The 12,044-nt window shown below is 70.9% G+C and carries 14 protein-coding genes; 3 read left to right on the forward strand and 11 right to left on the reverse strand.

Going from position 1 to position 12,044, the window contains the following annotated elements; all coding sequences use genetic code 11:
• The first annotated feature begins 104 nt into the window (after positions 1–104).
• Complete coding sequence (locus VFV19_07400; protein ID HEX4824123.1) at positions 105–1,001, forward strand: phosphatase PAP2 family protein; 897 nt, start codon at positions 105–107, stop codon at positions 999–1,001.
• Positions 998–1,270, forward strand: a complete 273-nt coding sequence (locus VFV19_07405) for an acylphosphatase (protein HEX4824124.1) — start codon at positions 998–1,000, stop codon at positions 1,268–1,270. Before VFV19_07400 ends, VFV19_07405 begins: the two co-directional genes overlap by 4 nt.
• Here VFV19_07405 and VFV19_07410 read toward each other — a convergent pair.
• The 3 genes from VFV19_07410 to VFV19_07420 form a co-directional block, all read right to left on the reverse strand.
• A complete protein-coding gene (locus VFV19_07410) occupies positions 1,267–2,772 on the reverse strand; it encodes a radical SAM protein (protein HEX4824125.1) in 1,506 nt (501 codons plus the stop codon). The two genes, VFV19_07405 and VFV19_07410, sit on opposite strands and share 4 nt — an antisense overlap.
• Positions 2,773–2,846: 74 nt before the next feature.
• Positions 2,847–3,059: a hypothetical protein gene (locus VFV19_07415; protein ID HEX4824126.1), complete on the reverse strand. Its 213-nt coding sequence runs from the start codon at positions 3,057–3,059 to the stop codon at positions 2,847–2,849.
• A 43-nt stretch (positions 3,060–3,102) separates the two neighbouring features.
• The gene (locus VFV19_07420; protein ID HEX4824127.1) at positions 3,103–3,546 is read right to left on the reverse strand and encodes a hypothetical protein; all 444 of its coding nucleotides are present in this window, start codon (positions 3,544–3,546) and stop codon (positions 3,103–3,105) included.
• Between the two features lie 57 nt (positions 3,547–3,603).
• Here VFV19_07420 and VFV19_07425 point away from each other — a divergent pair, with 57 nt between their 5' ends.
• Positions 3,604–4,749, forward strand: coding sequence for an FAD-dependent oxidoreductase (locus tag VFV19_07425; protein ID HEX4824128.1), 1,146 nt, complete (start codon positions 3,604–3,606; stop codon positions 4,747–4,749).
• Here VFV19_07425 and VFV19_07430 read toward each other — a convergent pair.
• From VFV19_07430 to VFV19_07465, 8 genes are read right to left on the reverse strand one after another with little or no spacing between them, the layout of a single operon-like run.
• Positions 4,738–5,184 (reverse strand): DUF367 domain-containing protein, encoded by a 447-nt coding sequence (locus VFV19_07430; protein ID HEX4824129.1) that lies wholly within the window; start codon positions 5,182–5,184, stop codon positions 4,738–4,740. The two genes, VFV19_07425 and VFV19_07430, sit on opposite strands and share 12 nt — an antisense overlap.
• Positions 5,185–5,634 (reverse strand): hypothetical protein, encoded by a 450-nt coding sequence (locus VFV19_07435; GenBank protein HEX4824130.1) that lies wholly within the window; start codon positions 5,632–5,634, stop codon positions 5,185–5,187.
• Positions 5,631–6,962, reverse strand: a complete 1,332-nt coding sequence (locus tag VFV19_07440) for a lyase family protein (GenBank protein ID HEX4824131.1) — start codon at positions 6,960–6,962, stop codon at positions 5,631–5,633. The genes VFV19_07435 and VFV19_07440 overlap by 4 nt, the downstream gene beginning before the upstream one ends.
• Entirely contained in the window at positions 6,959–8,026 is a 1,068-nt protein-coding gene (locus VFV19_07445) for a M20/M25/M40 family metallo-hydrolase (GenBank protein ID HEX4824132.1), read from the reverse strand. The genes VFV19_07440 and VFV19_07445 overlap by 4 nt, the downstream gene beginning before the upstream one ends.
• Entirely contained in the window at positions 8,010–8,948 is a 939-nt protein-coding gene (argB, locus tag VFV19_07450; protein ID HEX4824133.1) for an acetylglutamate kinase, read from the reverse strand. Before argB ends, VFV19_07445 begins: the two co-directional genes overlap by 17 nt.
• On the reverse strand, positions 8,945–9,973 hold the full coding sequence (locus VFV19_07455; protein HEX4824134.1) for an N-acetylornithine carbamoyltransferase: 1,029 nt from the start codon (positions 9,971–9,973) through the stop codon (positions 8,945–8,947). The genes argB and VFV19_07455 overlap by 4 nt, the downstream gene beginning before the upstream one ends.
• Entirely contained in the window at positions 9,967–10,983 is a 1,017-nt protein-coding gene (gene argC / locus VFV19_07460) for an N-acetyl-gamma-glutamyl-phosphate reductase (GenBank protein ID HEX4824135.1), read from the reverse strand. The genes VFV19_07455 and argC overlap by 7 nt, the downstream gene beginning before the upstream one ends.
• Complete coding sequence (locus VFV19_07465; protein ID HEX4824136.1) at positions 10,980–12,044, reverse strand: hypothetical protein; 1,065 nt, start codon at positions 12,042–12,044, stop codon at positions 10,980–10,982. Before VFV19_07465 ends, argC begins: the two co-directional genes overlap by 4 nt.

Raw genomic sequence — 12,044 nt, forward strand, 5'->3', positions numbered from 1 at the left:
GTCCGCGCGGGGAGGTTGGACGATGGAGCCGGCGGGCGCTTTCTGTCCGAATCATCGGTGAACGCACGCTGGACGCGCGGCGTCCATCGCGAGAGGATGTGGGCGTGCACGCACGGGGCCTCGTGCTCGCGGTTCTCGTCGCCACGAGCGCGGCGCGCGCCGGTGATGCGCCCGCGCCCTGGGCCGGGACGCTCTTCGCGCGTGAGGCGGAGGATCAGCCCGCCCCGAAGCCGGAGAAGAAGGGCTGCGGCTGCTCAGATCCGGAGACGCGCGCGCGTCATTTCAAATGCTTCTTCCACCTCCTGGGGCACGACTTCGTCCGCGTGTTCACGGCACCGGCGCGCTGGGAGAAGAAGGATTGGTGGTACGCCGCCGCCGGCGTCGCGGGCGTCGGGCTTCTCTTCGTGGTGGACGACAACATCCGCGCCACCGTGATCCACCACGACGACCGCTTCCAAGACGACGTCGCCAGCACCGTTCAGCCGCTCGGCACCTGGGCCTCGTTCATCGTCATCGGTGGGTTCACGTTCGGTGGTCTCGCAGCGCACGACGACAAGGCGTACGGAGCCGGGATCGACGCCCTGTCCGCGAGTGCGATCTCCGGCCTCGTCATCGTGCCGGTCATGAAGAAGGTCATCGGGCGCTTCCGGCCCAACGCGGGATACGGGCCCTATCACTTCGAGCCGTTCAAGCACGGGCCGTCGTTCCCGAGCGGCCACGCCGCCCAGGCGTTCACCGTCGCGTCGGTCATCGCGACCGAATACCCGAACCGGTGGGTGAAATTCGGGTGCTACTTCCCCGCCTCGCTCGTCCTCTTCGCCCGCGTGCGGCACGACGCCCACTGGGCGTCGGACGTCGTCGCCGGCGCGCTCATCGGCTATGGCACCGGGCGGGAAGTCGCGCGCACGAACCTCGCCGAGCGCGAGGGGCGGCCCAAGGTCCGACTCGTACCGACGGTCACGCCGCGTGGGCCCGCGATCATGCTCGCGGTGCGCCTGTGACGCGCATTCGCCTCGTCGTCCACGGCACGGTGCAGGGCGTCGGCTTCCGTTACGCCGCGCGCGAGGCGGCGTCGCAATGCGGCGTCCTTGGCTGGGTGCGCAACCGCGCCGACGGCTCGGTGGAGATCGTCGTCCAGGGCTCGGCTGCTTCCGTCGCGCGGATGACGGCGTGGGCCGAGTCGGGCCCCGCATACGCCGACGTGCTGCGCGTCGACGTCGCGCGCGAGGACGCGGCGCCGGACCTCGAGGGGTTCGAGATCCGGCGCTAAACGCCGGCGGTCACGACGGTCGAGGCAACGCCCGCTCGCTCCGTGCGCGCGAGCCGCTTGCGGAATCTCAGGTGCCGACGCCGCGTCAGCTCGACGAGCGGCCGCCAGACGGCGTGGACGAGGTGCCGCCGGATGAGGAACCGCCAGAAACGGTTCGACCGCTTGTAGAGATACGACATCGCGAGATACGCCGGCACCGCGCGGACGTCCTCGGGGCGCCGCCTCCAGATCGATGCGTGGGAGAAGAGGCGCTCGTAGATCCAGGCGTAGCCCTCCTCCAGCTCGTCCGGGGTCATGTGCCTCGGGCGGAAGACGCAGTGCGCGGTGTCGTAGAGAGACCATTCACGGTGGAGGAGACGACCCTCGGACTCCATCTGCCGGAAGAGCGGCGTCGCGGGGTAAGGCGTCATGATGTGGAACGTCGCGCACTCGAGACGATTCGCCTCGACCCATTCCGCCGTGCGCGCGAACACGTCCTTCCGGTCGTGATCGAAGCCGAGGACGAACGACCCGTTGACCTGGATGCCGTGGTCGTGGAGGAGGCGCACGCGGCGCGCGTAATCCTCGGTGCGCGGCGTCTTCTTCCTCGCCTCCACCAGGTTGTCGTCGGTGAGCGACTCGAAGCCGATGAAGACGCCGGTGCAGCCGGCGAGCGCCATCTCGCGCACGAGCGACGGATCGTCGGTGACGTCGATCGAGACGGCGGCGCTCCAGATCTTCTCCAGAGGCCGTATCGTCCGGCAGAGCGTGCGCAGGTAATCGGGGCGCGAGCCGAGGTTGTTGTCGACGAAGACGGCGTACGGCTGCCCGTCGGCCGTGAACTCCGCCGCGATCTGCTCCGGGTCGCGCATCCGATACGGCATGCGTAGGCCTTCGGTCGCGAGATAGCAGAAGCCGCAGCGATTGTGGCATCCCCGCGTCGCGATGAGGCTCGTCGTCGTCAGGAAGCTCGAGCGCGGAAGGAGCGCGCGCTGCGGCGCGGGGTCGTCGCGGTATTCGTTGTCGTAGTGCGCGGCGTAGCGCGGCTTCAGGTTGCCCGCCTCGATGTCGGCGAGGATGCGCGGCCAGAGCTGCACGCCATCGCCGACCGCCAGCGCGTCGGCGTGCGGCGCGCACTCGTCGGGACACGAGAGGACGTGGAGGCCGCCCAGGACGACCTTGCTCCCGCGCGACCGGTACCAATGGGCCAGCTCGAACGCGCGCTTCGCGAACGTCAGGTGGACGCTGATCCCGACGACTTCGGGTAGCGGATCGAACGGCGGCCGCCCGTCGAGCAGATTCTCGTCCCAGTAGCTCACCGTCCAGTGCGACGGCGTCGTCGCTGCCAGGCTCGTGAGGGCCAGGCTCGGCGTGAGGACGTGCTTGCCGAACGAGGCGTTCGGATCCTTGGGATAGAAAGGGTTGATGAGGAGGGCGTGTCGGCGCCGGAGCGACCCCGCCTGCGCCATACCGAGCGCGGGCGGGGTCGTCATGTCATGCGGAAGCCAGCGGCCTTTGCTCATGCAATGTACTTTGCATTGCAAAGTCTCGCCTGTCAAGCGCCGCGTTTCGGACGTGCGGCGCTTCTAGGAAAGTCTTACTGCGGAGCGCACTCGGGACACGGGACGCCGTTTCTCACGCAGATCGGCTGCGCGGTACAGCCATAGCAGCAGTGCGTGCCGCTCGAGCAGTGCTTGGTGGCGCAGGTCGCGCCGCCCGCGACCGCCGGCTGGGTGAGCGTCATCGCGCCCACCGTGATCGAGACGACCGCGAAGACGAGAGCCGAGAACGAGATCAGACGCTTTCTCATGGTTTCCTCCGTGGTGCCGCGGATCGTACACCCGACGGACGCATCAGCAACCCTTGATGTCGAAGTTGGGATTCTCGGCCTTGATCTCCGCCAGGAGCCGGTAGAAACCCGTGAATTGAAGGAAGAACCGGAGCTTGCCGTCGTCGTGCTTCAGCACGTAGAGATTGTTGCCGAAGCCGGCAGGAGCGATCGAGACGAGGCGCCGAGCTTGGACGCTCACGTTTCGCATGAGCGCGACGAACTCGATCGTGCCGTCGTCGTGCACCCGGATCGTGTGCGGCATGCGGAGGATCCACCACCACCAACCGCCGACGACGAGCAGCCACGGAAGGAGGACCACGCTCATCGAAGGATCGGCTTTCGGATCGTTGAGGATGATCGGGAGAAGGATCGCGGGCAGACCGGTGATGAAGGCGAGGATGCCAAAGATGTAGATCTTGAAATAGAGGGGGACCGCGAGCTTGAGCACGTCGGGCGTCATCGACACGAACTCCTCCCGTCAGCATAAGCCCGTTTCACGCCCCGTCGTCTTAGAATGCGCGCCATGACCTCCACACCTCGCATCCTCATCCTCGGCGCCGGCTTCGGTGGGCTCGAGCTGGCGTCGCTCCTTTCCGAACGCTTCGGCGAGCGCATCGATGTGACGCTCATCGACAAGGCCGAGGGGTTCGTCTTCGGATTCGCGAAGCTCGACGTCATGTTCGGGTACAAGACAGCGGAGGGGGTGCGCCTCCCCTACCGTGACGTCGCGAAGCCCGGCGTGCGCATGCTGCGCGAGACGGTCATCGCGATCGATCCTGCGGCGAAGCGCGTAACGACGGACGCCGGAACGCACGAGGCCGACGTCCTCGTGATTGCGCTCGGCGCGGATTACGACGTTTCGAAGACGCCGGGCGTCGTGCTCGGCCAGAACGAGTTCTATTCGGTCGAGGGAGCCGCGCATCTGCGCGAGGTGCTGCCGTCGTTCCGCGAGGGTGATGCGGTCGTCGGAGTCTGCGGCGCCCCCTACAAGTGCCCGCCGGCGCCGAGCGAGTGCGCGCTCATGCTCCACGACTACCTGTCGCGCCGCGGCGTGCGCGATCGATGCACGATCACGCTCGTCAACCCGCTGCCGAGCCCGGTGCCGCCGTCGCCCGAGACGTCGAAGGCGCTTATCGAGGCGTTCATGGAGCGCGGCATCGTCTACTTTCCCGGGCACCGTCCCGTCTCGGTGGATCGCGCGCGGAAGATCGTCACGCTCGACGACGGCCGTGATCTTCCGTGCGATCTCTTCCTCGGCATTCCGAAGAACACCGCGCCCGCGGTCGTGGTGGCGACGGGTCTCACGCAGGATGGGTTCGTCATGGTCGACCACCACACGCTCGAGACCAAGGTCGAGAACGTCTACGCGATCGGCGACGTCGCGAACAACGGGGCGCCGAAGGCGGGCGTGTTCGCCGAAGCGTGCGCGAAGACCGTCGGCGCGAATCTCATCGCCAAGCTCGAGGGACGCGAGCCGACCGCCAAGTATCCCGGCGCGGGCTCCTGCTACATCGAATTCGGCGCCGATCGCGTCGCGCGCGTGGACGTCGATTTCTTCTCCGGCCCGAAGCCGACCGGCACGTTCCACGCGCCCTCCGAGGCGCTGCGCGCCGACAAGCGCGAGTTCGGACGCAGCCGGCGCCTGCGGTGGTTCGGGTTACCCAAGTAGCCCACGGTTCGCCGCGAGGAACTGCTCCCTCCAGCGATAGTGCGCCAGCAGTTCGGGGCGCAGGCTCCCGAGGATCACCGTCGCGGCGTAGAGCGCCTCGACCGAGGCGAGACCGCCCTCGGGATCGGGGACGAGCTTGCTCCTGCGCGGAAACGCGGTGACGAGTCGAGGGAGCCGGCGCCGCAGGAGATCGCCGTCGATCCGCCGGGACAGCGCTCCGATACGCCGCCACGTGCTGTCGATGAGGAGGAGATCGAGGCCGCGATCGTCGGCGGTCAGCTCGTCGCCGTCGATGGCGAGCCAGATTCTCCGTCCGGCATCGAGGCGCCTCGCGGGATGGAGCGGCACGAAGCGAACGCCGGCCATGCCGCGGAGCGGCGTCACCGAGCACTTGTTGCGCGGCTCGCGCCGATCGTGCGCGATCAGGATGTCCATTCAGGCCTTGCGGCGGGGGCCCGCCAATCTCTTGATGAGCGGGCGGGTCGCGCGCGCATCGGCGACGGCGATGAAGATCGTGTCGTCGCCGGCGAGCGTGCCGAGAACCTCCGCCCACGCGAGCCGGTCGATCGAGACGGCGACGCGCTGCGCGTCGCCGGGTGAGGTGTGGACGACGACGAGGTGGTCCCCCGCCGCTTCGGCCGTGAGGATCCCCTCGCGGATCCGCGCTTCGTCGGGATCGCGTCCCGCCGCGGCGCCCGCAGGACGTTGATAGCCGTTCTTCCCCTTGACCAGCTTGAGCGCCTGGATGTCGCGGCTGACCGAGGACTGCGTCACCTTCCAGCCTTCGGCGGTCAGCGCCTGCGCCAGATCCTCCTGCGTGGCGACCCGGCGCGTGCTGACGATCTCGAGGATACGCAGGAGCCGCTTGGGACGCTCACGGCTCACGGCGCCCCCGCGAGCGTGCGGACGGTCCGCGCGAGCGCACGCTCGCGCGCGACGGCGAACCGTGCGACGGCGACGGCTCTTGCGCGGAGCGGACGGAGGTCGGCGCGCGGTACCTTGGTCGTCCGCCCGGCGTCGCGCCGGCCCTCTTCGACGGATTTCGAGACCGTGCGGTACGCCTCGCGGAACGGAACTCCTGCCGCGGCCAGCTCGAGCGCGGCGCCGGTCGAGCGGACGCCGCCGTCGAGCGCCGCCGCGCATCGCGCGCGATCGACCGTGAGACCGGAGACGCCCAGCCGCAACATCTCGAGCATCTCCGAGGTCCTCGGCAATGCGCGCATCAAGGGCTCCTTCAGGAGCTGGAAATCGCGATGGTATCCCGAGACGAGCTTGGCGCGGAGGGCGAGCGTCGCGGCGAGGTCCCCTTCGGTCGCGGCGGCCCGGCCCCGGCACAGCTCGAAGAGGTCGGGGTTGCGCTTGTGGGGCATCAGGCTCGACCCGGTCGCGAGCCGCCGGTCCAGCTCGAGGTAGCCGTACTCGCCCGCGGTGTAGTGAATCGCGTCGCTCGCGGCCTTCGCGGTGTCGTGCGCGAGCTGGACGCACCAGAAGAGCGCGGCCGCCTCGAGCTTGCCGCGCCCGTTCTGGACCGCCGTGACCGGAGATTCGACCGCCTGGAACCCCAGCGCGGCCGCGGTGGCGGCTCGATCGAGCGGGAGCGGCACGCCGTAGCCGGCGGCGCTCCCGAGGGGCGATCGATCGACCGCGGCCCAGAGCGACGGGAACGATTCGAGCGTGTCGATGAGTCCGGCCGCGTGGCCCGCCGCCCAGAGCCCGAGGGACGAAGGCATCGCCTTGCGGCCGTGCGTGTAGCCGGGGAAGGCAACCGAGGCATGCCTCGTCGCGAAGGCGAGCAGGGTTTCGACGAGCTGCCGGGCTTCGGCGTGGACGTCGAGGAGCGCGCGCTTGAGGTAGAGGCGGAGGTCGCACGCGATCTGGTCGTTGCGAGAGCGCGCCGTGTGGAGCTTCGCGCCGGCGCGTCCCGCGCGCTTCGTCACCCAGCCCTCGACCGCGCTGTGGACGTCTTCGTCCTCCTTGCCGATCGTGAAGCGCCCGGACGCGGCCGCGCGGAAGGCGGCACGCAGCGCCGCGCGGAGGGAGGCGCGATCCGCCACCGTGATGAGGCCGGACGCGTAGAGGCCCTCGACGTGTCCGAGGCTTCCGAGGATGTCCCATGCGAGAAGACCCGCGTCGACCTCGCGGTCGTTGCCGACGGTGAGCGCCAGCATCCGCGGATGCGGGCGGACGTGCTGGGACCACAGGGTCGACTTCACGCGAGGTACTCCTTGGCGAGGGCGGCGTAGAACGTCCGCGCGAGGGCGACCTCGTCGAGCCTCACGCTCTCGTTCGCGCGATGGGAGAGCGCGCTGTCCCCGGGCCCGCACTTCAGCGCGTCGAGATCGCGGAGGAAGACCCAGTCGCTGCACGTCGGGCTCCCATACGAACGCGAGGCAGGACGGACGCGTCGCGCGACCCCGAGCAGCTCCGACCGGTCTGGGGTCTCGCACGGAACGAGCCGGTCGGAGATCACGCGAACCTCCGAGCGCATCGCTTTGCCCAGCTCCTGGACGACCTGCTCGTGGCTCCAGTCCGGGGTCGTCCGCACGTCGAGCGTCGCGACCGCCTCGCCCGGGATCACGTTCCTCGCGACGCCGGCCGCGAGCATCGTCGGCGTCGCGGCGGCGCGCCCGAGGAGCGCGTGCGAGCGTTCCGCGAACAGCTCCCCGACCCGGAGGAGATCCGAGGCGAGCGTCTCGATCGCGTTGGTCCCGGCGCCTGCGTGGCCCGCGTGCCGCTGCGCGCCGCGCGCGTGAAGCTCCGCGACGACGAGACCGCGCTGCGCGACGGCGAAATCGAGGCCGGTCGGCTCACCGACGACGGCGGCGTCGATCGGGCCGGCGGCGGACACCGCGTCCGGCATCGTCGAGGCGCGCGACTCCTCCCCGCGCGTGAGGAGGACGAGGAGCCGGCCGCGCCGCGGACCGCCGCTCGCCGCGACGTCGCGCGCGGCCAGGAGCATCGCGGTCACCGAGGCTTTCGCGTCGCCGGACCCGCGCCCGATGAGCCGCCCGTCCTCGACCGCCGGAACGAACGGCTCGCGCTGCCAGCCGTCGCCAGCCGGCACGACGTCGAGATGCGACGCCAGCGCGAGCGTCCGCCCGGGCTCTCCTCCGGCGATCTCGATCCGGATGCCGGTGTCGTCCTGAACGACCGGCAGGCCCGCACGGTCGCACCAGCGGCGCACGTGGCCGGCGATGCCGTCCTCGTCCCCCGAGAGCGACGGAATCGCGACCAGCTCCGCGAGGAGGCGCGTCGTCTCGTCAAGCCGGCTGATCACTCGGCTCCAGGGCCGCTGCGGCGGCCTTGCGATGGACGATCATCGTTCCCGATCCCTCGCCGGTGAAGACCTCGACGAGGAGCGCGTCGGGCGCGCGGCCGTCGACGATGTGCGTGCGCTCGACCCCGCGCGCTGCGGCGCGCAGACAGGCCTCAACCTTCGGACGCATCCCCGACGCGACGGCCCCCGACACGAGGAGCGGCGCCAGGTCGCCGGCATCGGCGAACGTCACGAGGCTCGAGGGATCGCGCGGATCGCGCAGGAGGCCGCGCGTCCCGGTGAGAAAGACGAGCTTCCGCGCCGCAAGCGCGACGGCGAGCGCCTCCGCGACCGTGTCCGCGTTGACGTTGTAGACCGCTCCGTCGGCGTCGCCCGCGAGGCTCGCGACGACCGGCACGAAGCCTCCGTCCAGAAGGTGGAGGACGATCGCGGGGTCGACGTCGTCGATCTCCCCGACGTGTCCGAAATCGACGACCTCTTCGGTGCCGTCGTCGAGACGGACCAGACGCGGCGGGCGGCGGTGCGCCGCGAGGAGCTCGGCGTCGACGCCTGAGAGGCCGACGGCCTTGACGCCGTGACGGCGTAACGCGGAGAGGGCGTCGACGTTCAAGCGGCCCGCGTAGACGTAGGTCGCGACCTCCAGGTCGACATCGCCGGTGACACGGCGGCCGGCCACGAGCCGCGGCTCGTGACCGAGCCGCCGCGACAGCGCCGAGGCTTGCGGTCCGCCGCCGTGTACGACGACGATGCGGATGCCGAGCGAGGTGAGGAGCGCGATCTGCGCCGCGGCGCCGTCGAGAGCGGCCGCATCGGAGAGGATCTCGCCGCCCAGCTTGACGACGAAGATCTCGTGCCGGTAGGCGCGCACGTACCGGAGCGTTCCCTTGAGCGCGGCGATCGCCGCGTGGGCGGAAGCGCTCATCGTGCGGCTCCGGCCAGCGTCAAGAGGAGCGCCCGTTGCGCGTGGAGACGGTTCTCGGCCTGATCGACGACGGCCGACCACGGCCCGTCGAGCACCGCGTCGTCGACCTCGACGTTCCGGCGGACCGGCAGGCAGTGGAGGAGCGCGCCGCGTCCGTCCCGCGTGCGGCGCATCCAGTCCTCCGTCACCCGCCAACGCCGGAGCGGGGCGCGCAGGACGCTCTCGGCCGCGGCGTCGCCGAAGAGATCGAGCGCTCCCCACGACTTCGCGTAGACGACGTCGGCGCCCGAGACCGCCTCGGCGGGATCGTCGACGACGGTGACCGTCCCACGGCGCGCGGCGGCGATCGACCGGATCGTCGCCATGTCCTCGGGATCGAGGTCGTAGCCGTCCGGCCTCGCGATGACGAGCTCCATGCCGAGCCGCGCCGCGGCGAGCGCCGCGCTCACCGGCACCGCCGTCGGGAGAGGCCTGGGATGCCACGCCCAGACGAGCGCGAAGCGGCGCCCCGCGGGATCGGGGAGGCGCTCGCGGATCGTCTGCAGGTCGCCGAGCTCCTGGCAGGGATGACGCCGCGACGACTCGAGGTTGATGACCGGCTTCTCGCAGTGCTCGGTGAAGCTCGCCAGGATCGGGTCGCGCCGGGCCTCGGCCCAGCTCGCGCCGCGCGGGAACGAGCGGAGCGCGACGAAATCGGCGTACCGGCCGAGAACGCGCGCCGCCTCGACGACGTGCTCGATGCGATCGCCGTCCATGATCGCGCAGCGCTCCGTCTCGAACGGCCAGCTTCCCTTCCCCGGCTCGATCGTGAGCGCGACCCCTCCGTGGAGGAACATCCCGGCCTCGAGGCTCGTCCGCGTTCGAAGGGAAGGGTCGAGGAAGACCATGGCGAGGACCTTGCGCTCGAGTCCGCCGGTGATCTCGCCGGCCTTCACCCGGGCGGCGAGCGCGAGCATCCGGTCGACCTCGTCGAACGAGCGGTCCTCGACGGCGGTGAAGTCCTTCTTGACGGCGACGTTCAGCATGGGAACACCCCCGAGAGCCTGAGGCCGGCATCTTCCGGGAGGCCGAGGGCGAGGTTCATCGCCTGGATGGCCTGACCCGCGGCGCCTTTGACGAGGTTGTCGATCGCGACGTGGATCTGGATCTCGTCGCCGGCATCGGACACCGCGGCGTGGACGAGCGCCATGTTCGTGCCGACGACGTGCGCCAGGGCCGGCGGCTCGTCGACGACGCGCACGAACCGTCGCCCTCCGTACGCGTCGGCGAGCAGGTCGCGCCCCGGCCGCTCGAATTTTCCGCGCGCGTGGAGGGTGAGATAGATCCCGCGCACGAACGGCCCCTGGTGCGTGATCAGCCGGGGCCGCGCGGAGCCCTGACCCCCCCAGACACGCCAGCGCTCCATGATCTCCGCCTCGTGCCGGTGCCCGAGGACCGAGTAGGCCTGGACGTTCGAGGCGCGCCGCGGGTGGTGCGTCGAGTCCTTGGGCTGGGTCCCGGCGCCGCTGCTCCCAGTGATCGCGAAGAGAACGGGAGACGATCCGGACCCGGAGACGGGGCGCAGGGCGAGCGCGGCGGCGGTCGCGAAGCATCCGGGCACGGCGAGGGCGTCCCGTCCCTCGAGCGCGTCCCCTTCCACGTCGGCGAGCGCGTACGTGAAGCGCGGAAGGAGCGCGGGATCGGCGTGCTCGCCGTAGTACGCGCGGTAGAGCGACGTGTCGTGCACACGGAAATCGGCGGCGAGATCGACGATGAGCTTGGGGCCGGCGTCCATGACCTCGCGCGCGATTCGCGACGAGGCGCCGTGCTCGAGCGCCAGGAAGACGACGTCGCATCCGCGCGCCAAGCCGCCGGGCTCGAGCGGCGCGAACCTCGCATCGGTGAGCCCGGCGACGCCGGGGTGGAGATCGCCCCACGGCCGGCCCGCCTGCGAGCGGCTGCCCGCCGTGAGCGACGTCACCTCGGGGTGCTCGAGGAGGAGGCGCAGGAGCTCACCGCCGGTGAAGCCGGCCGCCCCGAGGACCGCGACGTTCATGCCGTCACCGCGGTGGCGAGCCGCGCGCGGACGGCGGCGAGCAGACCGGCGGGATCGCGGCGCGCGTTGTGGGACGGGAGGCCCAGGTCGCGGCGCACCGCGGCTTGGCCCACCTCGTTGTCGGTGACCGGTCCGGTCACCGCCGCGATCGGCTGCCGGAAACGGTCGCGGTAGAGCATCGCCGCCCCCCACGCCGCGACCGGATCGGGCGCCGCGACGACGTGCGCCGCCGACGCCTCCATGAGATCGGCGTCGTGCAAGACGTCCTGGACGCCGTACTCGCCGAGGATCCCGTCGCCGAGCTCCGCGACGATCACGTCGGGAAGGGCGCCGCGCAGCCGGTTGAGGATCCCCTTGGCGAGCGGCACCGTCGATCCGGACGCCGTCGACGCCGCTCCCGCGTCGTTGAACGTCAGCGCGGCGAACGCCCCTGCGTCGAGCATCGAGAGCGCATCGCGCATGAGCGCCACGCCGGTCAGCTTCGCGGCCGCCACGCGGAGGCCCGCGCGCGCAAGGCCGCGGACGAGTGCGGTCGCGGCGACGGTCTTTCCGGCGTTCATGCACGTGCCCGCGACGTAGACGACCGGCGCCCCGGGGACGAGCCGGTCGGCCGGGGGGACGGCGCCGTCCTTGATGTGCGCGGGCCGGCCGATGCGGTCGCCCAGCTCCGGAAACGCGAGCACCGCCCCCAGGACCTCGGCGCGGAACGGCGGCCCCAGCTCCGGATGCGCCGTCGTGTTGGCGCCGAGGATGCCGCCCAGGTTCAGGACGTCGATCGTGTCGCCGGCCTCGATCCGCTCCGGCACCGCGCCGGCGTAGCCGAAGAGCGCGCGCCGAGCGCCGAGCGTGCCGGCGAGCACGTCGCCCTCGCGGAGGGGGACCATCCGCCCGTGCACGTCCTCGACCGTGTTGTAGGTCGTCTTGTCGTTCAGGATCCGGACGGCGAGGACGTAACCCTCGGCGGCGACGATCGAGCGGCCCACCGTGACCTCCCGCGCGAGCCGCGCGTTCCGCGTGGAGCTCGAGATCCGGTCGACCGCGACGCGCGTGGTGTCGTGCAC

This window comes from Candidatus Polarisedimenticolaceae bacterium (genome assembly GCA_036275915.1).
Lineage (GTDB): Bacteria > Acidobacteriota > Polarisedimenticolia > Polarisedimenticolales > DASRJG01 > DASRJG01.